The organism is Polaromonas sp. LjRoot131 (assembly GCF_964252805.1).
In the GTDB taxonomy this organism is placed as follows: Bacteria; Pseudomonadota; Gammaproteobacteria; order Burkholderiales; family Burkholderiaceae_C; genus Polaromonas.
The window spans coordinates 1-26788 of the sequence record NZ_CAXUPF020000006.1; the positions used below are offsets into that span (position 1 = coordinate 1).

Consider the following 26788-nt stretch of genomic DNA (forward strand, 5'->3'; position numbering starts at 1 on the left):
AACTTCGCTTCGCGAAGTGAGCAAACCCCGCGCGCGTAGCGCGCCTTTTGGCGAAGAAAAGAAAACCCGCTTTGCGGGTTTCGCTAAAAGTAAGTAGCCGCCGGGCTACCCCCGGCCAGCAAGCCCATGCAGAGGGCGAGCGCGCACGCCGGAGCAAGACCCGGCTCAACGCCCCTTCCCACTCCAAGCCGCCACCACCCCAATCAACCCCATAACCAAAACCAAGCCCAAAATCACCCCCCGCCCCTCCATCACGCCCGCAAACACCCCCACCAGCATCCCGGCCAGCGGCTGCGACAAATTGTTGAGCATCACGATCACGCCGGTGGTCTTGCCCAGGTCCTTGGGCGGGATGAGCTTTTGCCGCAAGCTGCGGATGTAGACATTGAACATCTTGTCAAAGCCGATCACCAGCAAAAACCCGGCGGTATAGACCCAGAAGTTGGTGGCCAGCCCCGTGAGCAGGCCCCCGGCCAGCATCACGGTATAGGACACCAAACCCAGGGTGCGCAAGGACAGCACGCTGCGTGCGATGAACAGCAGGATGACGACGGTGGCGATCGCGCCTGCCGTTTGCAACACGGCATAGTCCCCGGCCGAGCGCTGCAGCAGGCCGGTCACCATGGCGGCCGAGGTGGCCAGCGTGACGCCTATCACCAGGTTGACGCCGGCCGCGAGTGCGATGACTTTCTTGAGGCCGGGCAGGTGCAGCACCTGAGAGAACGCGGTGCGCACCGGCGCGGTCCAGTGGCCCGGTGCGGGCTCAGGCGCGGCCAGCACCACCTTGTTCCGGCGATGCCACCAGGTCACGGCGCCGTCGGCGATCAGGAAGAACACCGCCGTTGCGCCGACCACCATGGGCCAGGGCATCCAGCGCAGCAGCAGCGAGGCGAGCAAGGGGCCCAGCACCATGCCGAGCTGGTCGGCGATCTGTGCATGGGCCAGCACTTTTTCAAAACGATGCTCGCGGAAGATCTGCGGCAGCATGACCTCGCGGGCCATCAAGCCCTGGGTGGTCAGCACGCCGCAGACGGCCGACAGCGCAATCAGCCAGCCGACGCCGCCGGCCCACTGGAAAGCGATCACCCCGGCAATGCAGACCAGTGCGCGGTACAACTGGCTGATGCGCAGCAGCTTGAGCGGCGAGATGCGGTCGCACAGCGCGCCGCAGACCGGAAAGGCCAGGAAGCGCGGAAGGGTTTCGAGGGTGAAGGCGATGCCGGACCAGGCAACGCTGCCGGTGGTTTCAAACACCACCAGGGGCACGAGGAAGAGCAGGATCTGGTCGGCCAGCCGGGAGAAAAACAGCGAGGCATAAAACAGCAGCCCGCTGGCATCACGCTTGTCGCTCACCCCTGCTCCCGCTGATCCCGATGCCTTGCGCACCGGCTTGTTGTTGTTCCAAAAATGGGGCGGCCCGGCGCGGTGCCGGCCGCCGGCGCTCAGTTGTGGTCTGCGGCGTCCTCGGCCGGCCAGTCGCGGATGTAGGCCTTGAGCATCTTGTTTTCGAAGTTCTGGCTGTCGACCACGGCCTTGGCGACGTCGTAAAGGCTGATGACGCCCATCAACACCTTCTGGTTCATGACGGGCATGTAGCGCGCGTGGCGCTCCAGCATCATGCGGCGGACCTCGTCGAGTTCGGTTTCGGAGGTGCAGGTCAGCGGGTGGTCGTCCATGGCGGTGCGCACCAGCGTGCTGCCGATCTCGCCGCCGTTCTTGACGATGCAGACGATGACCTCGCGGAAGGTCAGCATGCCGACCAGGTCGCCGTGCTCCATGACGACCAGCGAGCCTATGTCTTTGTCGGCCATGATCTGGGTGGCCTTGGCCAGGGGTTCGTCAGGCTGGACGGTGTAAAGCGTGTTGCCTTTCACGCGCAGTATGTCTAGAACCTTCATGGCGATCTCCTCGGTTGTGCTGCCAACATGGCCCTCATTGTCCCACCGCCGCGCGGTGAGAGGGGGAATTCAGTTTAAATATAGCCCACAATCAAACGGCTGGTTGCAACAAATTCCCTGCGTACGGCCACTTTTTTCTGACTGGAGACAAACCCATGCCCGGTTATTCCGATCCCGGATTCGACACCCTGGCGCTGCACGCGGGCGCTTCGCCCGACCCGGCCACGGGTGCGCGCGCCGTGCCCATCCACCTGACGACTTCTTTTGTCTTCGAGTCCAGCGACCACGCGGCCAGCCTGTTCAACCTGGAACGTGCGGGCCACGTCTATTCGCGCATCAGCAACCCGACCAACGCGGTGCTGGAGCAGCGGGTGTCGGCGCTGGAAGGCGGCATAGGCGCGATCGCCACCGCCAGCGGCCAGGCCGCGCTGCACCTGTCGATCGCCACGCTGATGGGCGCGGGCTCGCACATCGTGGCCTCGACGGCGCTCTACGGCGGCAGCCAGAACCTGCTGCACTACACCATGCGCCGCTTCGGGATAGACACGACTTTCGTCAAGCCCGGCGACCTGGACGGCTGGCGCGCCGCGGTCCGGCCCAATACCAAACTGTTCTTCGGCGAAACCGTGGGCAACCCCGGACTGGACGTGCTGGACATCCCGGCGGTGTCGGCCCTGGCCCATGAGGCGGGCGTGCCGCTGCTGGTGGATTCCACCCTCACCTCGCCCTGGCTGATCAAGCCCTTTGAACACGGCGCCGACCTGGTCTACCACTCGGCCACCAAGTTCCTGAGCGGGCACGGCACCGTCATCGGCGGCATCGTGGTCGACGGCGGCAGCTTCGACTGGGAAAAGTCCGGCAAATTCGCCGAACTGACCGAGGCCTACGACGGTTTCCACAACATGGTGTTCAGCGAGGAAAGCACGGTGGGCGCCTTTTTGCTGCGCGCGCGCCGCGAGGGCCTGCGCGACTTCGGCGCCTGCATGAGCCCGCACACCGCCTGGCTGATCCTGCAGGGCATCGAAACCCTGCCGCTGCGCATGGCACGGCACATGGGCAATACCGAAAAAGTCGTGCAATTCCTGGCCAGCCACCCGATGGTGTCGCGTGTGGGCCATCCCATGCTCGAATCCCATCCCAGCCACGCGCTCGCGAAAAAGCTGCTGCCGCGCGGCGCGGGCTCGGTGTTCAGCTTCGACATCAAGGGCAACCGTGAGCAGGGCAAGGCTTTCATCGAGGCGCTCAAGGTCTTCAGCCACCTGGCCAATGTCGGCGACTGCCGCAGCCTTGTCATCCACCCGGCCAGCACCACCCACTTCCGCATGACGGACGAGGCGCTGGCGGCCGGCGGCATCACGCAGGGCACGATACGCCTGTCCATCGGCCTGGAAGACCCGGACGACCTGGTGGACGACCTCAAGCGTGCCCTCAAGGCGGCTGAAAAAGCGGCCGTGAAAGCGGGGGCCTGAGCATGTACCTCGACGTCAACGGCCACAAAACCTATTGCTACACCGGCGGCAAGCCTTTTGACGCCGCCAAACCCACGGTGGTATTTATCCACGGCGTGCTGAACGACCACAGCGTGTGGATTTTTCAGACACGCTATCTGGCCAACCACGGCTGGAACGTGCTGGCGGTCGACCTGCCCGGGCATTGCAAAAGCGAAGGCGAAGCACCGTCGTCGGTGGAAGAAGCCGCGGACTTTATCGCGGCACTGCTGGGCGCCGCCGGCGTAGAGCGCGCCGCCCTGGTCGGCCATAGCTGGGGCTCGCTGATCGCACTGGAAGCGGCTTCGCGGCTCAAAGAGCGTGTGAGCCATCTGGTGCTGGTGGGCACGGCCTTTCCCATGAAGGTCTCGCAGGCTTTGCTCGACGCCGCACTCCACGAGCCGATGAAGGCGCTGAACATGGTCAATGTGTTCTCACGCAGCACGCTGGCGCCGCCGCTGGGCGCCGGCAGCTGGGTGCATGGTGCCAGCATGGCGCTGGGACGGCGCGTGCTGGCCAGCAACACCAAAGCCAATGTGTTCCACCGCGGCTTCAAGGCCTGCGACAGCTATGCCAATGGCGAGGCCGCCATGGCCCAGATCAGCTGCCCGGTGCTGTTCGTGCTGGGCGCGCAGGACCAGATGACCACCCCGAAGGCCGCGCAGGCGCTGGTCAGCAAAGCCAGGGACAGCGGCAAAAAGGTCAGTGTCGCCAGCCTGCCGGTGGGCCACCACCAGATGAGCGAGACGCCGGAGGCCACGCTGTTCGCGATCCGCGATTTCCTTCAATCCGCCTGAACCGCCGATGGCCGCGTCCCTCCTCATCCCCACGCTCGCGCAGGCGGTGGAGCACGTTCTCGCCGCGGTGGAAGGCGACATCGTGCTCGGCCTGCCGCTGGGCATAGGCAAGCCCAACCCCTTCGTGAACCTGCTCTACCGCCGCATCAAGGCCATGGGCGGCGACGCGAAGCCCCGTCGCCTGAAGATCATCACCGCGCTGTCGCTGGAAAAGCCGGAAGGCGCCAGCGAGCTGGAGCAGCACTTCCTGGCGCCGCTGGTGGAGCGGGTGTTCAAGGACTACCCCGACCTCGACTACGTCAAGGACCTGCGCGCCGGCGTGCTGCCGCCGCACATCGAGGTCAGCGAGTTCTTCTTCAAGACCGGCGACTACCTCGGCAACGAGCGCGCGCAGCAGGCCTATATCTCGACCAACTACACCTTCGTGGCGCGCGACATGGGCGTGCTCGGCGTGAACGTGATCGCGCAGGCGGTGGCGGCCCGTGACACGGCGGATGGCACCGAACTTTCGCTGTCCAGCAACCCCGACGTGACGTTTGAGCTGGCGCAGCGCCAGGCCGAAGGCGGCCGGCCGCTGCTCAAAGTGGGCGTGATCAACCGGCAACTGCCCTTCATGCCCGGGCCGGCGATCACGCCGCCCGGGTTTTTTGACGTGGTGGTGACTGACACCGCCGCCACGCACGCACTGTTTGCGCCGCCCAACGGCAAGGTTGCCACGGCCGACTACGCCATTGCCCTGCATGCGGCCAGCCTGGTGGTGGACGGCGGCACATTGCAGATCGGCATAGGCGCGCTGGGCGACGCGATCGCCCAGGCCCTGGTCGTGCGCGAGCGCGCCAACGCCGACTACCGCCGCATCATGGCCGCGCTCTGCACCGACGGCCTGGACGGCCGCGAACTGGGCGGCTTTGGGCAAGGCCTCTACGGCTGTTCGGAAATGTTCGTCAACGGCTTCCTGCAGCTCATGCGGGCCGGCATCCTGCGCCGCGAGGTATTTGACGACGAGGCTGTGCAGCGCCTGGTCAACGAGGGCCGGATACCCGGCCTGGCCGTCACTCCGGACACCCTGGCCGCGCTGCTGGAAGCCGGGCGCATACGGCCCGCGCTGGATGCGCAGGACCTGACCTTCCTCCATGCCTTGGGCGTGCTAACCGCCGGGGTCAGCCTCAGCGCTGACGGTGACCTTGACGTCCAGGGCCGGCGCATCGCCAACCGGCTGGACGATGCCGCAGTGCGCACGGCGCTGCGGGACGCGGGCGGCCTGGGCCAACGCCTGGCCGGCGGCGTGGTGCTGCACGGCGGCTTTTTCCTGGGTCCGACCGATTTTTACGAAGGGCTGCGCAACATGCCGCCCGAGGCGCTGGCCCGCATCGCCATGACGCGCATCGATTTCATCAACCAGCTCCATGGCCGCAGCGCGCTCAAGGCAGCGCAGCGCCGCAAGGCCCGCTTCATGAACACCACCATGATGGTCACGCTGCTGGGCGCGGCCGTGTCCGACGGGCTGGAGTCGGGCCAGGTCGTCTCCGGCGTGGGCGGCCAGTACAACTTTGTGGCCATGGCGCATGCGCTGCCCGATGCGCGCTCCATCCTGATGCTGCGCGCCAGCTACGAACACAAGGACGGCCTGCGCAGCACGCTGGTCTGGAACTACGGCCACGGCACCATCCCCCGCCACCTGCGCGACGTGGTGATCACCGAATACGGCGTGGCCGACCTGCGAGCCCAGCCCGACGGCGAAGTCATCAAGCGGCTGGTCGCGATTGCCGATTCGCGCTTCCAGGACGCGCTGGTGGCGCAGGCCAAGGCCGCCGGCAAGCTGGATGCGGGCTATGAAGTGCCGGAACAGTACCGCCAGAACCTGCCCGAGGTGCTGCACGCCCGCCTGCAGCCCTGGCGATCAGGCCTGCTGCCCGACTTTCCCTTCGGTACCGACCTGACCGAAGGCGAGATCGAGATGGTGACCGCGCTGCGAAAAATGCAGCAGGCCACGCGGCATCCCGTGGAACTGGTCGCCATGGTGCTCAAGAGCCTGGCCGGCACGCGCGAGGCCCCGCCGGCCTACCTGGAGCGGCTGGGGCTGGACGACGCCACCAGCTTCAAGAAAATGTTTTTGCGCAAGCTGTTTGCCGGCAACCTTTGAGGGGAGCACGTGACCGCCCCGCCGCCTTTTAACGCCACACCGCCCATGGCCGACGCCCGCGCGCAGGAAATCGCGGCGGCACTGGACCTGCGCGCCCTGCCCGCCGACTTTTACGCCAACCCCTATCCGGTGTATGCCGCGCTGCGCGAGGCCGAGCCCGTCAGGCGCATGCCCGACGGCTCCTTCTTCCTGACGCGCCATGCCGACCTGGTGGCGGTTTACCGCGACGCGCAGGCTTTCAGCTCCGACAAAAAAGTGGAGTTCGAGCCGAAATACGGCGCGGCGTCCGCGCTCTTCGAGCACCACACCACCAGCCTGGTGTTCAACGACCCGCCGCTGCACACGCGTGTGCGCAAGCTCATCATGGGCGCGCTGACGCGGCGCGCGATCGCCGACATGGAGCCCGGCCTGCTCACACTGGTCGACGGCTTGCTCGATGCGATGGAGGCCAGGGGCAGCGGCGACCTGGTGGAGGATTTCGCCTCGGCCATCCCGGTGGAGATCATCGGCAACCTGCTGGGCGTGCCGCATGCGGACCGCGCGCCGCTGCGCGGCTGGTCCCTGGCGATACTGGGCGCGCTGGAACCCAGACTGACGCCCGAGCAGGAGGCCCTGGGCAACCACAGCGTGCGCGAGTTCACGGCCTACCTCAGGGACCTGGTGGCCGACAGGCGCCGGCACCCGGGCGACCCGGAGCATGACGTGCTGACACGGCTGATCGGCAGTGAAGGTAGAGGTGAGCAGCTCAGCGAAACCGAGCTGCTGCAGAACTGCGTGTTCATCCTCAACGCCGGCCACGAAACCACCACCAACCTGATAGGCAACGCGCTGGTGGCGCTGCAGGAGCAGCCGGCGGCGCTGGCCGGCCTGCTGTCGGGCATAAAAGGGCTGGCGCACGATGCGCAGGGGCTCGAGGCGCTGCTGGCGCCGGCCGTCGACGAGTTCCTGCGCTTCGAATCGTCCAACCAGCTCAGCAACCGGCGCGCGCTGGTGGACGCAAACATTGGCGGTGTGGACATGCCGGCCGGCAGCCTGCTGACCTTGTGCATAGGCGCGGCCAACCGCGACCCGGCGCAGTTTGCACAACCCGACGAGCTGGACCTGGCGCGCCGGGACAACCGCCACCTGGCTTTTGGTTTCGGCATCCACCAATGCGCCGGGCTCAGCCTGGCACGACTGGAGGGTCGCATCGCCATTGGCCGCTTTCTCCAGCGCTTCCCGGGCTATCGCCTGACGGCCAGCCCCACGCGCGGCGGCCGTGCGCGCTTCAGGGGTTTCCTGAAAGCGCCTTTTTCCATCATCTAATCGGCCTTGATCCAGTGCTGCGGCGCCGCCGCGAGCGCCTGCAGCAAGCCCCGGGTTGAAGGCAGGTGGGGCGTGGCGGGCTGGCCCGGCTGCGCCAGTGAATCGAGCAGGCGCGACAGGTTCTGCGCATGCGGCAGCAAGGGCCCGAGAAACCGCGTTCCGCCCGCATCGGCGACCAGCAGCGTGGGGAAGGTTTCCACTTCAATGTCGCCGACCAGTTCGGCCTGGTCTTCGATGTCCAGCCAGGCAAAGCGGCTGCCGGGGTAGCGCGCCGCCATGTCCGCAAAGAGTTCGCCATAGTCCCGGCACAGGCCGCACCAGTCGGCGCACAGGCAGATGACCCAATGCACCGAAGAATCCGGTGGACTGGGGGATGCCGCTGGCGGCGTTATTGTGAGGGGCATGCGATGGAGGGAACCGGCGTGGGCAGCGGGGATTGACTATTATGGCGACGCCCGCAAAATGGGGAGCGACACGGGGCTATCCCGGCGCAGGAGACACATCATGGACACCACGACCACGCACGGCGAGACGGCGCAAGCCGGCCTGCCCACCGCATCCGCCAGCCCACCTGTAGACCCGCGGAGCTTCGACTCCTTCGTGAGCTTCTACCCCTTCTATCTCAACGAACACCGCAATCCGACCTGCCGCCGCCTGCATTTTGTGGGCTCCACGCTCACGCTGCTGTGCCTGGCGGCCCTGGTCGCCACGCGCAACCCCTGGTGGCTGCTGGCCGGCCTGCTGTGCGGTTACGGCTTTGCCTGGATAGGCCACTTCGGGTTTGAGAAGAACAAGCCCGCGTCCTTCAAGCGGCCGCTTTACAGCTTCATGGGCGACTGGGTCATGTACCGGGATATGTGGCTGCAGGCCTTTAAACGCCTTAAAACACTTTAAAGAGGCGCCTGGCAGGCCTGCAAGCTGGGCCTAATGCGGGCCCTGCGGCTGGAAAATGCTGGCCTTGAGCGCCTTCAGGCAAGCAGACCCTGCGTGCAGGGCGGCTTCATGTGTCGGGTAGGGATGGTCAGAACCTTCAATGCGGACATCGGCGTCGCGTTCGTCGGCGGACAGCTGGGTGACCACCCAATAAAACAGGCCGACCGACGGCTCTTTGACGCGGACCGCGAGCGGCCCTGGCGGCAGCGGTAGCGTTGGAGGCATGGCACTCATAACACCCTCCCGAGTTCATTGCTCACGTCCTTGGCCGCGGGGCCGACCTCGGCCACGGCCACGCGCAATTCGAGTTCGCTGCAGGCCAGCGCGGCGACCCAGTAGTTCAGGGAAGCTTCCTTGTTGATGTCGATGGGCTCGTTTTTGAGGGGCGCGGCGGGCGCATAAGCGGGTGATGTCACGGGTTTTCTCCAGCGAGGGTTGAAAGGGATGCGGAGAATCTTGACCCATGCCGTACGCGCGCCTTGTAAGAATCCGGCCCGCGAATTTGAAGTCACGCCCGAACAAGAGCAACGAAACGTGCCTGAGGTGACAGAGGCTTAACAACCTTGACAAAAGGTTGACGCTTTTAAAACCAGAGCTTATGAGCTTCTATGCAATCAGGGCGATCGGGCCTTGTGGAGCCGGATTGCGGGCTCAAACCTGTTTTTGCGCCGCACGTTTGCGTGCCACCGGCTTTTTGCCTGCCGCGGCCGTGGGGCGGGAAGCGGCCTGCTTTTCGGTGTAGCGTTGATAGAGCTTGGCTGCCAGGCCGGAGGTGATGGCAAATACCAGCAATTTTTTCAGCATGAGAAATCTCCGTGAAGTGAAAGGACAAGGCCGGCTATCAGCCTGTCTCACATCGTAGGAATTTCATCGCAGCGCGGAGGTGCGCCTGGGCCGCAAACCTGTGTGCGGCCAGTCCGACTGGCCGTCGGGGCGGGCTCAGGCGCCGGGCTCGCCGTCCACGCGGATACCCAGCTGCTTGATCTTGACGCGCTGCTCCACGGCGAGGCTCCATTGCTCGAAATCCTCATTGGTGGGCGCGGGGCCGTTGCCGGTCTGGTAGGCCCACATCTTGGCCGTCAGTGCGTCGTAAATCTGCCTGGCGTCGCGCTGCTGCTGGCGCTCCTCGGCGATGGCGCCGTCAAGCTTTTCCCGGGCATGGGTTTTTGCTGGCATCTTTCTGTGCGTGGAAAAACAGGGGGTTTTTATTTTGTTACAAGGTGCCATTGCCAACAAGTATTCCCCGTCATTCCGTCGGATTTTTCCGGACGCGGCTTACGCCCGGAACAAATTCTTATAGCGCGTCGCGCAGCCGCAGGCCGGGCCAGCCAGCCTTTTCCCACAGGCCTTGCACCGCCTCGGCCTTGTCGAGCAGCAACTGCCGCATCAGCGGCTCCAGCGGCGTGGCGTCGGGGTCGGCCAGCAGCAGGAAGCGGGCTTCTTCCTCGCCCTCCGCCTCGTTAAGCTGGCCCACCCAGTCCAACGCCACCAGGGTTTCCAGCACCGGCTCGAGCTGGAGCCCGTCCACCTGCAGCCGTTCAGCCAGCTGCGAGGCACTCAAGCCTCTTCGCGGGGTGGCTAGCGCCTGGTGCAGCTGTTGCAGCGTTTCGATGGCAAGCTGGAAGTACCAGCCGTGCGCACTGCCGCGGCGCGCCACGCCGGCCAGCAGGCTGGGCAGGTAGGCCGCGATCACCGCGCCCATGAGCACGATGACCCATGAGACGTAAATCCACACCAGCAGGATAGGCAAGGTGGCGAAAGCACCGTAGACCAGGGAATAAGTGGGCACGGCCCCCAGGTAAAGGCTGAGCACCCGCTTGGCGACTTCGATGCCGGCGGCGACGAAGAGTCCCCCCACCCAGGCATGCGACCACTTCACATAGGTGTTGGGCACGTAGCGGTACATCGCCGCCATGCCCCCGGCCACCAGGAAAAACTGCAGGATGCTGAGCAGGAAACGCAGGCTCACCGGCAAGGCGCCCACCAGGCCGCCCGAGGCCGACAGCACATAGGAAGTGACCGCCAGGCTGGCCGCCAGCAGCAACGGCCCCAGGGTGATGGCGGCCCAGTAGATCAGCACGCGTTGGGTGAGCGGCCTCGCCTTCTTGACGCGCCAGATGCCGTTGAGGGTGCGGTCTATGGTGAGGATCAGCGCGATGGCCGTGACCAGCAGCACAGCCAGGCCGGCGATGCCCAGCTTGTTGGCCTGGCGGCTGAACTGCGTGAGGTAGCCCAGCACCTGGCGCGCGATGTTGTCCGGGATCAGGCTTTGCACCAGCCAGGCCTGCAGCGCACCCTGCAGTTTCGAAAACATCGGGAAGGCCGTGAAAATCGCCAGCGCCACGGTAAAAAAAGGCACCAGCGCAATCGAGGTGGTGAAGGTCAGGCTGCTGGCCGTCAGGCCCATGTGGTCTTCGCGGAAACGGTCACGCAGGGTCAGTGCCGTGCCGCGCCACGGGAAGCGCGACAGGTCGGCCAGGAGGTCCTGCAGGGATTGCTGAAATTTCATCCCCGGTATCATGCCACTGAGATTCTTACGACCATGAACAAAACAACACAAATCGACCTCACCCGCCGCCTGGCGCTGGCCAGCCTGCTGGGCCTCATCGTGCTGGGCCTGGCCTGGGAAATGTGGCTGGCGCCCATACGGCCGGGCGGCTCGCTGCTGGCGCTCAAGGTGCTGCCGCTGTGCATCCCCCTGGCCGGCGTCCTGAAAAACCGCATGTACACCTACCGCTGGCTCAGCCTGCTGGTATGGCTGTATTTCACCGAAGGCGTGGTGCGGGCCTGGAGCGACCGCGCGCCTGGCAACTACCTGGGACTGATCGAGGTGTTGCTGTGCCTCACGCTGTTCGCGGCCTGCGCGCTCCACGTGCGCGTACGCCTGAAAAACGCCCCAACCATCCCGACCCCATCGACCCCCTAACCTGAGCCGGAACATCGTGAGCACCCACAACCCCCTGATTGACTCCCTGCGCCAGATCGTCGGCGCCAGCAACGTCCTGACCGACGGCGACCTGACGCCCTGGGTGCAGGACTGGCGCAAGCGCGAAACCGGAAAGGCCCTGGCCGTGGTGCGCCCGGGCTCGACACCGGAAGTCGCGGCTGTGGTGAAAGCCTGCGCCGCGGCACGCGTGAGCATCGTGCCCCAAGGCGGCAATACCGGCATGGTGGTGGGATCGACGCCGGACGACAGCGGCACGCAGGTGGTGCTGAGCCTCACGCGCATGAACAAGGTGCGCACGCTGGATGCCGGCAACCTGACCATCACCGTAGACGCCGGCTGCGTGCTGCAAAACCTGCAGGAAGCCTGCGAAAAAGCCGGGTTCCTGTTTCCCCTGAGCCTGGCCTCGGAGGGCAGTTGCACCATAGGCGGCAACCTCGGCACCAACGCCGGCGGCACTCAGGTCGTACGCTACGGCAACACCCGCGACCTCTGCCTGGGGCTGGAAGTGGTGAACGCGCAGGGTGAAATCTGGGACGGCCTCACGGGCCTGCGCAAGGACAACACCGGCTACGACCTGCGCCACCTGTTCATCGGCAGCGAAGGCACGCTGGGCGTGATCACCGGCGCCACCATGAAGCTGTATCCCATGCCGAAGGCCCAGCTCACCGCCTTTGCCGCCGTGCCCACGCTTGAGGCTGCGGTGGAACTGCTGGGCCTGGCGCATGAGCACCTGGGCTCGGGCCTGACCGGTTTCGAAGTCATGGGCCAGTTCGCCCTGGGCCTCGTGGCCAAACATTTCCCGCAACAGCGCGTGCCCTTCTGGCAGGAGCACGCCTGGTGCGTGGTGCTGGAGAACTCGGACAACGAGTCCGAAACCCACGCGCGTGAATGTTTCGAGCGCCTGCTCGAAGCCGCCATGGAAGCCGGCTGCGTTGCTGATGCCGTGGTCGCCGAGAGCATGGCGCAGGCGCACGCGCTGTGGCACATCCGCGAAAGCATCCCCATGGCACAGGCCGAAGAAGGCCTGAACATCAAGCACGACATCTCCATCAACGTATCGCGCATCCCCGAGTTCGTGGCGGAAACCAATGCATTGCTGCTCGAGCAGTTTCCCGGCGCGCGCATGGTCGTTTACGGCCACCTGGGCGACGGTAACCTGCATTACAACGTGCAGGCGCCGGAGAATGAAGACCAGGCGCGTTTCCTCAATGAAAAAGAGACGCCCATGAATGCCCTGGTCTACGAAGCGGTGGACCGCTACAGGGGATCGATCTCGGCCGAACATGGTGTCGGCAGCCTCAAGGTGAACACCCTGCCCAAGCACAAATCGCCCGTGGCGCTGGACATGATGCGCGCCATCAAACTAGGCCTGGATCCGTTGAACCTGATGAACCCGGGACGGGTGCTGAAGGCATAATTAAACCCTTGCCTGACCCGCCTTGCCGGCCCGCAGCACCTCCTTCCTGAACCCACGCCGACTGGTTTTAAATGACCCGCCCCATCCGCTCCCAATACGAAGATTTCATGCGCCATGTGGACAGCCACGGCGCCTTCAAGGCCGACCGCACGGGCACCGGCACCAAAAGCGTGTTCGGCTACCAGATGCGCTTCGACCTGAACGAAGGCTTTCCGCTGGTGACCACGAAAAAAGTGCACCTGAAATCCATCGTCCACGAGCTGTTGTGGTTTCTGCAGGGCTCCAGCGACAACAACTGGCTCAAGGAACGCGGCGTCAGCATCTGGGACGAATGGGCGCGGCCCGACGGCGACCTGGGCCCGGTTTACGGCGTGCAGTGGCGCAGCTGGCCCACGCCGGACGGCGGCCATATCGACCAGATCAGCGAAGTCATCAAGACGCTCAAGACCAATCCGGATTCACGCCGCATCATCGTGAGCGCCTGGAACGTGGCCGACCTCTCCAAGATGGCGCTCATGCCCTGCCACGCGTTCTTCCAGTTCTACGTGGCCCCGTCCGAGGTGCAGGGCCAGCCCGGCAAGCTGAGCTGCCAGCTCTACCAGCGCAGCGCCGACATCTTTCTGGGCGTGCCCTTCAACATCGCCAGCTACGCCCTGCTGACCCACATGGTGGCGCAGCAGTGCGGCCTGGGCGTGGGCGACTTCATCTGGACCGGCGGCGACTGCCACATCTACAGCAACCACCACGAGCAGGTCGCGCTGCAGCTGAGCCGTCAGCCCTTCCCCTACCCCACGCTGCAGATCAAACGCAAGCCCGCATCGATCTTCGACTACCAGTTTGAGGATTTTGAATTCCTGGACTACCAGCACCACGAGGCGATCAAAGCGCCTGTCGCGGTGTGACATCCGTGCAGGCCGGGGCGTCATTCGCGGCACCAGCCTCCCTATTCAATTTTCGGCAACGGTTTTCACTCACATTACTGGCTCTCGCATCGGAGTTGATTTATGTGACGGTGGTGGTCTTGCCGATGGTTCCCTTCGTGATGCTTCAGGCAGTCATTTTGGGAACGACTTTTGCCGTGGTGTTTGGCTTCGCGCTTTTCATCTTCCTGTGGTGGCTGGTCCAGCCCTCGCCCGGCACGGTGGGCCGGCACACCGTCAGCCATGACGATTCGCCAGCCCTCTTCCAGATGGTGAGCGGCTTGTGCGCCGATGCCGCGGCGCCGCGCATTCACCGCATCGTGCTGGACAATGAACTGAATGCCGCGGCTTACCAGACCGGCGGTTTCCTGTCATTGGTGGGCAGCCGCCGGACACTGATACTCGGTGTGCCTTTGCTGCGGATGCTGAGCGCTGACGAGGTGAAAGCCGTCATTGCCCACGAACTGGGCCATTTTTCCCGCAACCACGGCCGCCTGGGCCACTGGATCTACCGGGTCCGCGCGAAATGGGACCGCTACCTTCACATACAGGGCAACGACAACTTCGTGGACGGAGGACTCAAGGCCATCGCGTCCCGCTTCGTTCCTTACTTTGTCGCGCAATCTTCAAGCTGGTCTCGCCAATGCGAATTCGAGGCCGATGCCGTGGCGGCCCGGATTTCATCGGCGCGCCACTTCGCCGATTCCCTCGCGAAGCTGGAGTATGTGTCTTTTCTCCTTGCCAGAAAATTACCCGCGCGCCTGAGCGGCCTGCGCATGGAGTCTCCACAAGCTCCCGGCAATTTCTGGGGTTTGGCCGCAGACCTGGTGCGAGCCAGCGGCAGCACCCTGCAACAGGCCCTTGCCGAAGGCGCTCGCCGGCAGCGGCGTATTCAGGATACGCATCCCTCCATGCATGAGCGCGTGGCGGCACTGGGCCTGCAAGTAGCACCGCCGCCGCTTGACGACACGCCCTGCGCGGGAGAGACGCTGCTGGGCCATGAATGGCCCGGGATTTTGGCGGCCTGCAATGCGGATTGGCAAAAAGACGCCCAGGCGAACTGGCGATTCGACCACCTGCGGATGCGCTGGCTGGTGGCGGGCGGTGTCCACATCCTCTTTCCACGCAGAACGCCGGCGGATACGGCGCTGGCATCGGCGATCATGCAGGAACAATTGCAGGGCGACGACAGCAGCCTGGCCTTGTTGCGGGCAGCGGCAGCCGGCCAAGCTGAAAATGCCATGGCGAGTTATTACCTGGGCCTTGCCTTGCTGGAAAGAAGTGACGATGCCGGCGTCGAAGCATTGCGGCAATCCATCCGGCTGGATAAACGCCTGGCGCCGGGAGCCCAGAACGCCATCTGCTCTTACCTCGCTTCGCATGGCGACGCCGAGGCCATGAAGGCGGCTGAATCACGCCGCCGCAACACCCTCAAAAGACTGGCACCTCTGTACGAAAAAGTGTGGTCAACCCTGCTGCTCGGCCCGCTTCACCCGATCGCCTCCGGCGCGGCGCCGGTCCTTGCGCAGGCGCTGGCGGGTGAATCGCTGACCGACGGCTGCTGGGCTGTGCAGCTCGACTTGCCCGATGCCGCGGGCCTTTCCCACGCCGTCAACGTTCTCGTGGTGCGGCTGGAGCATGAAGAGTCGCACAAGGCAGGTCTGGCGGAGGACGCACTTCGCGGGCGGTACGGGCGTTATCTGCAGGCCGTCACGCCGCCCGACCAGTTGGCGATGGTGCACACCGTCTACACCTCCGAAGCGTTCAATCCGCGCCTGCTGACACAATTGCAGGCTGTACCGGAGAGCCAGATCATCGCGCCGGCCAAGCCCATAAACCTGGATATCATCCGCATCGACTCCCTTTGAACTTCATGAAAATCCACATGATCTTCGCCCGCGCCCGCAACGGCGTGATAGGCCGCGACAACACCATCCCCTGGCGCCTGCCGGAAGACATGGCGCATTTCAAGCGCCTGACCCACGGCTGGCCGGTCATCATGGGCCGCAAGACCTGGGATTCGCTGCCGGCGAAATTCCGGCCGCTGCCGGGCCGCGCCAACATCGTCATCACGCGCCAGCCGGGCTGGGACGCAGCCGGGGCCGAAACCGCAGCCAGCCTGGCCGAGGCGCTGGCGCTGTGCGCGGCGGCCGAAGAAGCCTGGATCATCGGCGGCGCGCAGATTTACGCGCAGGCCATGCCGCTGGCCGAACGCATTGAGGTCACCGAGATTGACGAGGACATAGAAGGCGACGCCTTCGCGCCGCCGCTGGGCCCTGAATGGCGGCAGGCCGCGCGCGAAGACCACGTATCGGTGAACGGGATGAAGTTCAGCTTCGTCACCTACCAAAAATAAACCATCCACAACCACAACAACATTTTTAGGGGGAATTGATATGTCAGGAGGCGGATTTCACGTGCACGGGCCCCACGACCATGAGCTCGAGCATGCGGCGCAAGGCGGCCATGGCGGCCACGAAAGCGGCGGCGGCATGATCGCGCAGATCGCGGTGATCACCGCCATCATCGCGACCATAGGCGCCATCTTTGCCTACATGGGCGGCGCCACGCAGGCCAACGCGGGGCTCTACAAAAACAACGCGGCGATCAAAAAGACGGAAGCGTCCAACCAGTGGAATTACTTCCAGTCGAAAAGCACCAAGCAGTCGCTGGCCGAACTGGCGCGCGACCTGGCGCCCGAAGACAGAAAAGCCGGCTACCAGGGCAAGGTGGACCGCTACGAAAAAGAAAAGAACGAGATCAAGGTGGCCGCCGAGAAGCTGGAGGCTGAATCCGCGGTCTGGGATAAATCCTCGGACGAGCAGATCCACCAGCACCACCGCTGGGCCCAGGCCACCACCGTGCTGCAGGTGGCGATCGCGCTGGCGGCGATTGCCCTGCTGACGCGCAAGAAGTGGCTGGAATACGGCATGTTCGCCGTGGCCGGCGTGGGCCTGGTGGTGGGCGTGCTCGCCGCGCTGCATATTTGACCGCTGTTGAACCGTCTTTTTTCGGGGCTGGAGCATGAAACCATGAAGATTACGACCTGGAACGTCAATTCGCTGACCGCGCGCCTGGCCCATGTGCTGGACTGGCTGGCCGCCAACCCTGTGGACGTGCTGTGCCTGCAGGAACTCAAGATGACGGACGACAAGTTCCCTCTGGAGGCGCTTAAGGCGGTGGGATATGAAGCCGCCGCCTTCGGCCAGAAGACCTATAACGGCGTGGCCATCCTGTCGCGCACGCCCATGCGCGAGGTGGTGAAAAACATCGTGGGTTTTGAAGACGAGCATTCGCGGGTGATCGCCGCCACGGTGGACGGCCCCGCGGGGCCCGTGCGCGTGATGAACGGCTACTTCGTCAACGGGCAGGAGCCCGGCAGCGAAAAGTTCGCCTACAAGATGCGCTGGCTGGATGGCCTGCAGGCCTACGTGCGTGCCGAGATGGCGGCCCATCCACAACTGGTGCTGCTGGGCGACTTCAACATCGCGCCGGAAGACCAGGACTCCTACGACCCCGAAGGCCTGCGCGACACCATCCACCATACGAAAGAAGAGCGCGAACACTTCCGCCAGTTGCTGGCACTGGGGCTGACCGACAGCTTCCGCATGTTCGAGCAACTGCCCAAAAGCTATTCATGGTGGGACTACCGCATGCTGGGCTACCAGAAGAACCGCGGCCTGCGCATAGACCACATCCTCGTCAGCGAAGCCCTGAAGCCGCAAGTCAAAGGCTGCACCATAGACCGCGTGCCGCGCAAATGGGAAAAACCCAGCGACCATGCGCCGGTGACCGTGGAACTCGGCTGACCCCCGTCCAGGCTCACTTCGTGTAGCCTGTTCCCCCCTTCCAGGGGGCGGCGCCTGGGGCCGGCAAAGCCGGACCCGCGGCCCCCACTGGTGAATACCCCCGCTGTTTACGCCACGGAACTCTTCAACCCAGCCAGGGCCGCGGAACCGGCTTTGCCGGGCCGCAGGCGCAGCGGCCCCCTCGGGGGGCAGGGAGCTACACGAAGTGAGCGACCGTGGGGGCCATCTACTCCAGATGGAGTTCCTGGATCTTCCGCGTGATGGTATTGCGGCCTATACCCAGCTTCTGGGCCGCTTCGATGCGGCGGCCACGGGTATTGGCCAGCGCAGTCTGGATCAGCTTGGATTCAAAACGCCGTGTCAGCACGTCCCACACGTCGCTGCGCCCGGTGGCCAGCAATGCCAGGGCTTCGGCTTCGAGGCCGCTTTCCCAGCTTTGCTCCAGGCCGCCGCCAGCTGAAACGGGCGAAGCGGCTTCGGGCGCCTGGGCGGCCGACGGTTTTTCGGCACCCGCCCAATCCTGGCGCGGAGCTTCAGTCCTTTCTGCCGGAAACGGGGCCTTGCCGGGCTCGGGAATCATGCCCAGCACTTCAGGCGGAAGGTCCTTGGGCTCTATCACCTGGGCCGGCGCCATGACGGTCAGCCAGTGGCAGATGTTCTCAAGCTGGCGCACGTTGCCGGGAAAGCCGAAGTTGCTCAGCTGCTGCAATGCTGTGTCGGAAATCCGCTTGGGCTCGACGCCAAGCTGCTTGGCGCTTTGCTGCAGGAAGTGCCGGGTCAGCATGAAGACGTCCTCACGCCGCTCACGCAAGGCGGGCAGGCGCAGGCGGATCACGTTGAGGCGGTGGAACAAGTCCTCTCGGAAGCCCCCTTCCTTGACGCGCTGCTCCAGGTCCTGGTGCGTGGCGGCGATGACGCGCACATTGGCCTTGACGGCGTTGTGCCCGCCGACGCGGTAAAAATGGCTGTCGCTGAGCACGCGCAGCAGGCGCGTCTGCAGGTCAAAGGGCATGTCGCCGATTTCATCGAGGAAGAGCGTGCCGCCCTCGGCCTGCTCAAAGCGGCCGCGCCGCATGGTCTGCGCGCCGGTGAAAGCGCCGCGCTCATGGCCGAAAAGTTCGCTCTCGAGCAAGTCCTTGGGGATGGCGGCGGTGTTGATGGCGACAAAAGGCCCGTTGGCACGCGGTGAATGTTTGTGCAGCGCGCGCGCCACCAGCTCCTTGCCGGAGCCCGATTCCCCGGTGATCATCACCGTCACCATGCTCTGGCTCAGGCGCCCGATGGCGCGGAACACGTCCTGCATGGCAGGCGCCTGGCCCAGCATCTCGGGCGCGGAGGCCATGCGCTCCTCGGCCACCTCCTCGCGCTGGCTTTCTTCCACCGCGCGGCGAATCAGCTCGACCGCCTTGGGCAGGTCGAAGGGCTTGGGCAGGTATTCGAAAGCCCCGCCCTGGAAGGCGGAGACCGCGCTGTCCAGGTCGGAAAACGCGGTCATGATGATGACCGGCAGGCCGGGCAGCTTTTCCTTGACCTTTTCCAGCAGGTCCAGGCCGGAGCCACCGGGCATGCGGATGTCGCTCACCAGGATCTGCGGGCCGTCTTCTTCGGTCGCGTTCTCCAGCGCGGCAAGCACTTCGCGGGGGTTGGTAAAACTGCGCGTAGGAAGGTCCTCGCGAAGCAGGGCCTTTTCCAGAACAAACCGGATGGACTGGTCATCATCAACGATCCAGATCGGTTTCATGTATGCAGTCCCTTTTGTCGTGCTTTCAGCGCGGGGCCTTCTGCAAGCCCTCCGCGCCGATCGCGTTATGTATCAATCATGAAGGAGACACATTTCAAGGAAGCGGTATGAGCAGCTTGAAATCTGTACGGCCCGGCACACTGTCGCACTCGATCAAACCGTGGTGTTGCTGCACAAAGGTTTGCGCCAATGTCAGCCCCAGCCCCGAACCGCCCTCGCGCCCCGAGACCAGGGGATAGAAGATACGGTCTTTGATGGAGTCCGGCACACCCGGTCCATTGTCGATAACATGCAATTCCAGTGCCAAGCGATAGCGCTGCTTGCCAAAAGTTACCTGCCTGGCGATTCTGGTCTTGAAAGTGATCTGCGCATTGCCCGCCGCGATGCGTTCGGCAAGGGCCTGCGCGGCGTTGTGGGCGATGTTCAGCACCGCCTGGATCAGCTGCTCGCGGTCGCCGCGGAAGTCGGGAATCGAGATGTCGTAATCCCGCGTGACCTTCAGGCCTTTAGGAAACTCCGCCAGGATCAGGGAGCGTACGCGCTCGCAAACCTCGTGGATGTTTACGTCGCCCACCAGGTGCGGGCGGCGGTGCGGCGCCAGCAGGCGGTCCACCAGCGTCTGCAGCCGGTCCGCTTCGTGGATGATGACCTGGGTGTATTCGGTCAGGTCCTTGCCGATTTCCATCTGCAGCAACTGGGCCGCGCCGCGGATCCCGCCCAGCGGGTTCTTGATTTCATGGGCCAGGTTGCGGATCAGCTCCTTGTTGGCCTGCGCCTGGTCGATCAGGCGCTCTTCGCGCTCCTGCTTGGCCTGCTGCTCGAGCGGCAGCAGCTCGACGATGGCCTCGCCCGGGGTATCGGTCTGCGCCACCACCACGTGGACCGGCAGGGGCTCATGGTTCAGCCGCCTGAGCCAGGCGTCATAACGCAGGGCGGCGAACTCATTGCTGCCCGCGCCCTCGAGCGCGTTCTGCAGGATCAGCGGTTCGGTGAAACAGTCGGGAAGCTGCGAGCCTTCAATGGTCCGCCGGGAGGTGCCCAGCGCGTCTTCCAGCGCGGCATTGGCGAACACCACGGTGCCGTCGGTGCGGACGACGGCGACCAGCGTGGCCAGCAGGTCGAAGGCCTGGAAGCGGGGGAGCCCCGAAACCGGGGTGGAGGGCGATGTGGTGCGTAGGGAGGGCTTGTTCAAGCCATCCATTTTCACCCAGAAGCCGGCGCTGCGCGCTTAATTGAGGGCGGGAGCGCCCGAAGGAAGCCGGGATATTTCGCGTTTGAGGCCGGCGATGTCGCTCTGGTTGCGGGCGATGCTGTCCTTGAGCTCGGCCACGCGATCCAGGTAGCGCTGGTAATTGCGGCCTTCGATGCCCTGCTTCTCGGGCTCGCCGTTGTTGAACTCTTTTTGCTGCTCGGCCAGTTTGGCTTCGGCTTTTTTCAGCTCGGCTTCCAGGATGGCGCGCGAATCGCTGTCACGGGCGCGCTGCTCGGGGCCGGAGGCGGTCGCCACACGAACCGTAGAGGTGGACGCAGAGCTGGATGAAGAGGTGGACTTGGCAACGGGCGTGCTCTGCACCACCGTGACGTTGCCGCCCGAGACCAGCTTGCAGCTGCGCGTCTGCGCCTCTTTGGCGTTGTTGATGTATTCGGGTGTGGAGCCGCCGATGCCGGCGCAGCGGAAAACCTGCTGCGCCCACGCGACATTCCCCGCGCCGGCCAGCAGCAGGGACAAGGTAGAAAGCAATAAGGTGTTTTTCATAAGGAACTCCCGATGCCGGTAAGGGCTAGGACGGTCTATCAGTATGCGGCAAAGGAACAAAAATACAAAGCCAGCACACCCACAACCTGCCGGGACAATAAAAAAGGACGGCATTTGCCGTCCTTTTTTGGCCACAAACTGTAAAAAACCACAGTAAGCGGCTGGGCGCGAGCCCTCCTGTTTTACAGGGAGTAGTACATGTCGAATTCGATGGGGTGGGTCGCCTGGCGCAGGCGGGTCACTTCACCCATCTTCAGTTCAATGTAGGCGTCGAGCATGCTGTCGGTGAACACACCGCCCTTGGTCAGGAAGCTGCGGCCCACGTCGAGCGCGTCCAGCGCCTGGTCCAGGCTGTGGCAGACGGTTGGCACTTTTGCATCTTCCTCGGGCGGCAGATGGTACAGGTCCTTGGTGGCGGCTTCGCCGGGATGGATCTTGTTTTCCACACCGTCCAGGCCGGCCATCATCAGGGCCGAGAAGCCCAGGTACGGGTTCATCAGCGGATCGGGGAAACGCGCTTCGATACGGCGGCCCTTGGGGTTGGCGACGTAAGGAATGCGGATCGAGGCCGAGCGGTTCTTGGCCGAGTAAGCCAGCTTGACCGGTGCTTCGTAGCCGGGAACCAGGCGCTTGTAGCTGTTGGTGCCGGGGTTGGTGATGGCGTTCAGGGCACGTGCGTGCTTGATGATGCCGCCGATGTAGTACAGCGCGAAGTCGGACAGGCCTGCATAGCCGTCGCCGGCGAACAGGTTTTTGCCGTCTTTCCAGATGGACTGGTGAACGTGCATGCCGGAGCCGTTGTCGCCGACGATGGGCTTGGGCATGAAGGTGGCGGTCTTGCCGTAGGCATTGGCCACGTTCTGCACCACATACTTCAGGATCTGGGTCCAGTCGGCGCGCTGCACCAGCGTGCTGAAGCGGGTGCCGATTTCGTTCTGGCCGGCGCCGGCCACTTCGTGGTGGAACACTTCGACCGGAACGCCCAGCGATTCGAGGATCAGGGACATCTCGGCGCGCATGTCTTGCGTGCTGTCGACGGGAGGCACGGGGAAGTAGCCGCCCTTGACGGTTGGACGGTGGCCGCGGTTGCCGCCTTCGAGCTTGGCGCCCGAATTCCAGGGAGCTTCGTATTCTTCGATCTTGAAGAAGGTGCCCGACATGTCGGTGTTCCAGCGCACGTCGTCAAAAATGAAGAATTCCGGCTCCGGGCCGAAGTAAGCAGTGTCGCCCAGGCCGGAAGCCTTGAGGTAGGCTTCTGCGCGCTGCGCAATGGAGCGCGGGTCGCGGTCATAGGCCTTGCCGTCGGCGGGCTCGAGCACGTCGCAGCTCATGAACAGCGTCGTTTCTTCGAAGAAAGGATCGATGTTGGCCGTTTTGGGGTCAGGCATCAGCTGCATGTCGGAGGCTTCAATGCCCTTCCAGCCGGCAACCGAAGAACCGTCGAAGGCGTGGCCCGACGTGAATTTGTCTTCGTCAAAGTGGGACACGGGCACGGTCACGTGCTGCTCTTTGCCCCGGGTGTCGGTGAAACGGAAATCAACGAACTTGACTTCGTTTTCCTTGACCATTTTCATGACGTCTGCGACGGTCTTTGCCATCAAAATCTCCTGTGCTGGATGGGTGGTTGAAAATTATCTTCGGGCCTGTTGAATGCACTTTTTGTGCCAAAGCCGTTGGCTCTACGGTTTCCTGCCAAGCCTCGGATTGTGCCGTTATCTGGCCTCACTTCCAGCCTTGGCGAGGCTGAAAAGAGAAAAAACACCTGGCGGTAACGATTGCACCATTTGAGTGCATTACCTCAAGCGCACCTTTTAAGTGCAAAAAATCAACGCACCAACTCGGGGCCGAACTTGAGATCAAATTTGTGCAGGCCGGCCAGCATGGCGGGGTAGGCCAGATTCACCGCCTCGGGCGCGCCTTTGACGCCCAGCTCAATATGGCGGCCGTATTCCGGGTGGTCCACGCTGGGCAGGCTGAAGACTTTGACGCCGGCGTGCGCCGCTTCAATCGCGAGCATCAGCGGCGTCAGCATGGCTTCCATGGACCCAAAAATGATCACCGATTTTTCGGTGTAGGGGGACTTTTGGTGCAGATGGGCATAGTGCGTGTCGAGCGCCCATTCGATCATCGGCCAGGCCATGACGGGGAACCCGGGAACGAAGTGAACCGCGCCCTGCCCCGCCCGGCAGGTAAAGCCGGGGATCTTGTTGTACGGGTTCGGAATGATCTCCGCCCCCACCGGAAACACCCCCATGTTCAGGCGATGGATGTTGTCGTCGCGGTCGGGCTCATAGGGTGTGCCCTGCTCTTTGGCCACGTCCGCCATGCGTTCGAGGATCAGGGTTTTGGCCGTGGGATGCAGGGCCAGTTCGACCCCCAGCGCCTTCGCCGCGCACTGCCGGGTGTGGTCGTCGGGTGTGGCGCCTATGCCGCCGCAGGAAAACACCACGTCGCCGTTCTCGCGCGCCGCCGCGAAGGCGCGCGCCAGCGTGGCGGTAATGCGCTCCGGGTCGTCACCCACATAGTCGGCATAGGCCAGCTGCAGGCCGCGCGCGCCCAGCAGTTCAATGGTTTTGGGCAGGTGTTTATCGGCGCGTTTTCCCGAGAGGATTTCGTCGCCGACGATGATGAGGCCGAAGTGAGGAGTCATGTTTCAGGAGAGGTTCAAGGCAGGGGTATATCGGGTTTTCCGCCCATCGAGCCGAAGCTGGGCGCGGGCCCCGGCAGGGCCTCGGGGGCCAGTTCCGCCGCCATCGACGTGATCGCGGCCTGCGCCAGCGGGTCCGGGACCAGCGCATTGTTTTTCTTGCGAAGCTGCTCCAGCGCAGCCAGGGTGTAGTGGGCGAACCAGAGCGAGGAAAACGCGAACACCAGGGTGTAGATCCAGATGGCCACCGGCACCAGCAGGGGTGCCATGGCCACGAACATGGCGCCGGAGGCCCAGATCAGGCTGGGTGCGGCGCCCAGGTAGCCGCTGAGCACGCCTATGGCCAGCAGGGGCATGCGGTGTTCCTTGAAAATCTGCCGCCGCTCCTCGCTGCTCGCGTGGTCGACCATGGCGTCATAGGACATGACGCGGTAGGTGAGCCAGCCCCAGATCAAGGGCGGCAGCACCAGTATCAAGGGCGGAATCAGCCACAGGGGAATCGACACAAGCAGTGCGACGACCGCCAGCAGGGTCGAGCCCAGCGACCAGAACAGGCTGGCCAGCATGGAGCCTCCCAGTTTGCGCTCCAACTGCGGGAAGCGCCGTTCGGCCACCAGCGCCACCATGGCCGGCGTCATCAGAATGGCCACAAACAGCAGCGAGACGATCACGATCACGGGGATGGCCAGGAACAGCAGCAGCGCGGGCGCCAGCACCATGCGCAGGCTGCTCAGGCCCAGCGTTTCGAGCCAGCGCACCATGCTGTTGACGAGCTCGTAATTGCTGATCTGGGAGCGGATGGCCTCGACCGCGTCGCTCCAGAAAAAGTAGCCCAGCCCGAGCGAGATCGCCCCCATGATGACCAGGGGCAGCACCGACAGGGCAATGACCCGCGGGTGCAGGCAGTACATCGCGGCACGCCAGAAAGCATCAAGGAGTTTGCTCATGAAAACAGTGTAGCCCCCACGGTCATTCACTTCGTGTAATTCCCTGCCCCCTCAGGGGGCCGCCCGCCTGTGGCCCGGCAAAGCCGGTTCCACGGCTCAGACTTGGTTGAAAACCTCAGCTATCTTCAGGCCTTGCCGAATAGTCGCTTGAGGCCAATCCACTGCTGCGACCAGAAGCCCTTGCCATAGTCGCGGTTGGCCTCGACCTGGTCGCGGATACCGGTCGGGTCATAACGCTGCTCAAAATTGGCCGTGCCGAACAGCACATCCCACCAGGGCAGCAACACACCAAAATTGTGTCCCCCCAGGACAGTCCGTTCAGCCTTCACCGTCTCATGTCCGATGCCTATGCTGTGGTGCAGCCGGTGAAAGCGCGGGCTCACCCACAGGCGCTCGCCGATGCGGCCGAACCAGATGCGCACATTGGCATGCTGGAAGCTTTCGCTGAGCTGGGTGAAGGCTACGATGGCGACGAACTGGCCGGGCTGCACGCCTATGAGCTGGGCCACCAGCACGACGATGGTGTCGACCAGGATATCGTCGATCAGGTGGTTGCGGTTGTCGCTCCACATGGTCATCTGCCGCTGCGCATGGTGCAGCGAATGCAGGCGCCACCACCATTCGACCTGGTGCTGGCCGCGATGTGTCCAGTAAGCCACGAAGTCGAACACCACCAGGTAGATCAGCAGGCTGACCACCGCGTGGTCGCTCACGCCCGGCCAGAGCTGGTCGAGGTGGAAAGTGCCGTAGCCGGCGGTGCGCAGCGCGCCGAAGGCTTCGTCGAACCACGGGTCCAGCGTGAAGAACAACGCGATGCGAAACAGGCCCAGCCGGTGGATCAGCGTGTACAGCACGTCGGTGCGTATGGTGGCGCGGTCGGTCACCGGCTCCACCGGCCGCCAGCGCTGCAGCGGACCTATGAGGGCCAGAAGGATCACGACCTGGATCACGCCCACCATGAACCAGGCGGTGGCATCGTAGCCGTCTTCCAGCAGGTTACCCATGCCCAGCGCAAACATGGCCGGTTGCACGGCCGCCTCGAACAGCCATTGCTGCGCCGCTGAAAAAGAATCGCTGAACCAGTCCATGGCGTTTATTTTGCGGGCTTGGCCGGTGCCGGGCCGGACTGCGCGTCAATCCAGTCCTTGTACTGGGGGTGCTCGCGCAGTGTCTTGAAGCAGAAACCGCGCGCCTGCAGGCCGGTGACCAGCGGCTCCAGCACCTTGGGTGCCCACGGATCCTTGCGCGACCAGATGCCCAGGTGGGCCAGCAGGATGTCGCCGGAGCGCACATCGCGCAGCGCCTTCTTCAGCAGGAAGTCGTTGGGGTATTTCTCGCTGGCCAATTCGTCGCCCAGGAAGCCCGCGGGCGACCAGCCCACATGTTCATACCCGCAGGATTTGGCGGCGGCCAGCAGCGCGGGCGAGGTCTTGCCGCCCGGCGCCCTGAACAGCGGTAGCGGCTTCTTGCCGGTAATAGCCTCCAGGCGTTTGGCGGACCTGCCGATTTCCTCGCAGTACTGCGCGGCCGACCAGGTGAAGTCCTTGCCCTCCAGCTGGCCCGCCGAGGGCCGCATCCTGAACTGCGCCTGCGAACCCGGTGCCGCAGGCACATCGCCGCGCCAGTACACATGGTCCCAGGTATGCGAAGCAAACTCATGCCCCTCAGCCGCCCGCGCCTTCCACCAAGGCGCCCAATGCGCGCCCAAACTGCCGTCACCCTCTTGCGTGCGCTCATTGGCCGCAAAAAACGTGACCTTGACATGGTGCTTGTTCAGGATGTCGGCCATCAAGGGCGCGACGGCCATGTGGCCGGTGTCCAGCGTCAGGTAGATGGGTTTGCAAACGGCTGCGACCGGCTGTACCGCATTTTGCGCAACGTTCTTGCCCGCAGCCCAGGCGGGATGCACGCAGGCAACCAGCAAAATAGCAGCCAGCGATGGCAGCGAGTTCATCGTCAAGCAGAGGCCGCGGAACCGGCTTTGCCGGGCCGCAGGCGAAGCGGCCCCTTTCGTGATGAAAGGGGCAGGGAGAAGCCGCAG

At 64.2% G+C, this 26788-nt stretch carries 28 protein-coding genes; 12 read left to right on the plus strand and 16 right to left on the minus strand.

Annotated elements, in window-relative coordinates; genetic code table 11:
- Positions 1 to 165: 165 nt before the first annotated feature.
- Positions 166 to 1353, minus strand: coding sequence for an MFS transporter (locus ACSQ27_RS22100; RefSeq protein ID WP_436157648.1), 1188 nt, complete (start codon positions 1351 to 1353; stop codon positions 166 to 168).
- Between the two features lie 89 nt (positions 1354 to 1442).
- Positions 1443 to 1898, minus strand: coding sequence for a CBS domain-containing protein (locus tag ACSQ27_RS22105; RefSeq protein WP_436157649.1), 456 nt, complete (start codon positions 1896 to 1898; stop codon positions 1443 to 1445).
- 155 nt (positions 1899 to 2053) lie between these two features.
- On the opposite strand from ACSQ27_RS22105, the gene ACSQ27_RS22110 reads away from it, so the two are divergent.
- The 4 genes from ACSQ27_RS22110 to ACSQ27_RS22125 are packed head-to-tail and all read left to right on the plus strand — an operon-like array spanning position 2054 to position 7630.
- On the plus strand, positions 2054 to 3367 hold the full coding sequence (locus ACSQ27_RS22110) for an O-acetylhomoserine aminocarboxypropyltransferase (RefSeq protein WP_436157650.1): 1314 nt from the start codon (positions 2054 to 2056) through the stop codon (positions 3365 to 3367).
- A 2-nt stretch (positions 3368 to 3369) separates the two neighbouring features.
- Positions 3370 to 4182 (plus strand): alpha/beta fold hydrolase, encoded by an 813-nt coding sequence (locus ACSQ27_RS22115; protein WP_436157651.1) that lies wholly within the window; start codon positions 3370 to 3372, stop codon positions 4180 to 4182.
- A gap of 7 nt (positions 4183 to 4189) precedes the next feature.
- A complete protein-coding gene (locus ACSQ27_RS22120; RefSeq protein ID WP_436157652.1) occupies positions 4190 to 6325 on the plus strand; it encodes an acetyl-CoA hydrolase/transferase C-terminal domain-containing protein in 2136 nt (711 codons plus the stop codon).
- Between the two features lie 45 nt (positions 6326 to 6370).
- A complete protein-coding gene (locus ACSQ27_RS22125) occupies positions 6371 to 7630 on the plus strand; it encodes a cytochrome P450 (protein WP_436157791.1) in 1260 nt (419 codons plus the stop codon).
- Here the strand turns inward: ACSQ27_RS22125 and ACSQ27_RS22130 are convergent.
- Positions 7627 to 8034 carry a thioredoxin family protein gene (locus ACSQ27_RS22130; RefSeq protein WP_436157653.1) on the minus strand — a complete coding sequence of 136 codons (408 nt, stop codon included), beginning with the start codon at positions 8032 to 8034 and terminating at the stop codon, positions 7627 to 7629. The two genes, ACSQ27_RS22125 and ACSQ27_RS22130, sit on opposite strands and share 4 nt — an antisense overlap.
- A gap of 100 nt (positions 8035 to 8134) precedes the next feature.
- On the opposite strand from ACSQ27_RS22130, the gene ACSQ27_RS22135 reads away from it, so the two are divergent.
- On the plus strand, positions 8135 to 8524 hold the full coding sequence (locus tag ACSQ27_RS22135; RefSeq protein ID WP_436157654.1) for an Mpo1-like protein: 390 nt from the start codon (positions 8135 to 8137) through the stop codon (positions 8522 to 8524).
- A 30-nt stretch (positions 8525 to 8554) separates the two neighbouring features.
- Here ACSQ27_RS22135 and ACSQ27_RS22140 read toward each other — a convergent pair whose 3' ends face one another.
- From ACSQ27_RS22140 to ACSQ27_RS22160, 5 genes are all read right to left on the minus strand, one after another.
- Positions 8555 to 8797, minus strand: a complete 243-nt coding sequence (locus tag ACSQ27_RS22140) for a hypothetical protein (protein ID WP_436157655.1) — start codon at positions 8795 to 8797, stop codon at positions 8555 to 8557.
- Positions 8794 to 8979, minus strand: coding sequence for a DUF3606 domain-containing protein (locus ACSQ27_RS22145; RefSeq protein ID WP_436157656.1), 186 nt, complete (start codon positions 8977 to 8979; stop codon positions 8794 to 8796). The genes ACSQ27_RS22140 and ACSQ27_RS22145 overlap by 4 nt, the downstream gene beginning before the upstream one ends.
- Before the next feature lie 235 nt (positions 8980 to 9214).
- On the minus strand, positions 9215 to 9367 hold the full coding sequence (locus ACSQ27_RS22150) for a hypothetical protein (protein WP_436157657.1): 153 nt from the start codon (positions 9365 to 9367) through the stop codon (positions 9215 to 9217).
- A gap of 135 nt (positions 9368 to 9502) precedes the next feature.
- A complete protein-coding gene (locus ACSQ27_RS22155) occupies positions 9503 to 9739 on the minus strand; it encodes a hypothetical protein (RefSeq protein WP_436157658.1) in 237 nt (78 codons plus the stop codon).
- 118 nt (positions 9740 to 9857) lie between these two features.
- Positions 9858 to 11072, minus strand: coding sequence for a YihY family inner membrane protein (locus ACSQ27_RS22160; protein ID WP_436157659.1), 1215 nt, complete (start codon positions 11070 to 11072; stop codon positions 9858 to 9860).
- Positions 11073 to 11105: 33 nt separating this feature from the next.
- Here ACSQ27_RS22160 and ACSQ27_RS22165 point away from each other — a divergent pair, with 33 nt between their 5' ends.
- The 7 genes from ACSQ27_RS22165 to xth all read left to right on the plus strand — a co-directional run bounded on the left by ACSQ27_RS22165 (position 11106) and on the right by xth (position 17656).
- A complete protein-coding gene (locus tag ACSQ27_RS22165) occupies positions 11106 to 11489 on the plus strand; it encodes a DUF2069 domain-containing protein (RefSeq protein ID WP_436157660.1) in 384 nt (127 codons plus the stop codon).
- Positions 11490 to 11505: 16 nt separating this feature from the next.
- Positions 11506 to 12927 carry an FAD-binding oxidoreductase gene (locus ACSQ27_RS22170; protein WP_436157661.1) on the plus strand — a complete coding sequence of 474 codons (1422 nt, stop codon included), beginning with the start codon at positions 11506 to 11508 and terminating at the stop codon, positions 12925 to 12927.
- A gap of 71 nt (positions 12928 to 12998) precedes the next feature.
- Positions 12999 to 13829, plus strand: coding sequence for a thymidylate synthase (locus ACSQ27_RS22175; protein ID WP_436157662.1), 831 nt, complete (start codon positions 12999 to 13001; stop codon positions 13827 to 13829).
- Positions 13830 to 13933: 104 nt separating this feature from the next.
- Entirely contained in the window at positions 13934 to 15715 is a 1782-nt protein-coding gene (locus ACSQ27_RS22180) for a M48 family metallopeptidase (RefSeq protein ID WP_436157663.1), read from the plus strand.
- A gap of 5 nt (positions 15716 to 15720) precedes the next feature.
- Positions 15721 to 16203, plus strand: coding sequence for a dihydrofolate reductase (locus ACSQ27_RS22185; protein WP_436157792.1), 483 nt, complete (start codon positions 15721 to 15723; stop codon positions 16201 to 16203).
- Between the two features lie 40 nt (positions 16204 to 16243).
- Positions 16244 to 16837, plus strand: a complete 594-nt coding sequence (locus ACSQ27_RS22190) for a DUF4337 domain-containing protein (protein WP_436157664.1) — start codon at positions 16244 to 16246, stop codon at positions 16835 to 16837.
- Between the two features lie 42 nt (positions 16838 to 16879).
- On the plus strand, positions 16880 to 17656 hold the full coding sequence (gene xth / locus ACSQ27_RS22195; RefSeq protein WP_436157665.1) for an exodeoxyribonuclease III: 777 nt from the start codon (positions 16880 to 16882) through the stop codon (positions 17654 to 17656).
- 226 nt (positions 17657 to 17882) lie between these two features.
- On the opposite strand, the gene ntrC is transcribed toward xth, so the two are convergent.
- The 8 genes from ntrC to ACSQ27_RS22235 all read right to left on the minus strand — a co-directional run bounded on the left by ntrC (position 17883) and on the right by ACSQ27_RS22235 (position 26701).
- Positions 17883 to 19397 (minus strand): nitrogen regulation protein NR(I), encoded by a 1515-nt coding sequence (gene ntrC / locus ACSQ27_RS22200; RefSeq protein ID WP_436157666.1) that lies wholly within the window; start codon positions 19395 to 19397, stop codon positions 17883 to 17885.
- Between the two features lie 94 nt (positions 19398 to 19491).
- Positions 19492 to 20598 carry a nitrogen regulation protein NR(II) gene (glnL, locus tag ACSQ27_RS22205; RefSeq protein WP_436157667.1) on the minus strand — a complete coding sequence of 369 codons (1107 nt, stop codon included), beginning with the start codon at positions 20596 to 20598 and terminating at the stop codon, positions 19492 to 19494.
- Between the two features lie 27 nt (positions 20599 to 20625).
- Entirely contained in the window at positions 20626 to 21153 is a 528-nt protein-coding gene (locus ACSQ27_RS22210) for a hypothetical protein (protein WP_436157668.1), read from the minus strand.
- A gap of 182 nt (positions 21154 to 21335) precedes the next feature.
- Positions 21336 to 22751, minus strand: coding sequence for a type I glutamate--ammonia ligase (gene glnA / locus ACSQ27_RS22215; RefSeq protein WP_436157669.1), 1416 nt, complete (start codon positions 22749 to 22751; stop codon positions 21336 to 21338).
- A 227-nt stretch (positions 22752 to 22978) separates the two neighbouring features.
- Positions 22979 to 23803 carry a competence/damage-inducible protein A gene (locus ACSQ27_RS22220; RefSeq protein ID WP_436157670.1) on the minus strand — a complete coding sequence of 275 codons (825 nt, stop codon included), beginning with the start codon at positions 23801 to 23803 and terminating at the stop codon, positions 22979 to 22981.
- Positions 23804 to 23817: 14 nt separating this feature from the next.
- The gene (locus ACSQ27_RS22225; protein WP_436157671.1) at positions 23818 to 24747 is read right to left on the minus strand and encodes an EI24 domain-containing protein; all 930 of its coding nucleotides are present in this window, start codon (positions 24745 to 24747) and stop codon (positions 23818 to 23820) included.
- A gap of 125 nt (positions 24748 to 24872) precedes the next feature.
- Positions 24873 to 25835 (minus strand): sterol desaturase family protein, encoded by a 963-nt coding sequence (locus ACSQ27_RS22230; protein ID WP_436157672.1) that lies wholly within the window; start codon positions 25833 to 25835, stop codon positions 24873 to 24875.
- Positions 25836 to 25840: 5 nt separating this feature from the next.
- On the minus strand, positions 25841 to 26701 hold the full coding sequence (locus ACSQ27_RS22235; RefSeq protein ID WP_436157673.1) for a polysaccharide deacetylase family protein: 861 nt from the start codon (positions 26699 to 26701) through the stop codon (positions 25841 to 25843).
- Positions 26702 to 26788: the final 87 nt, after the last annotated feature.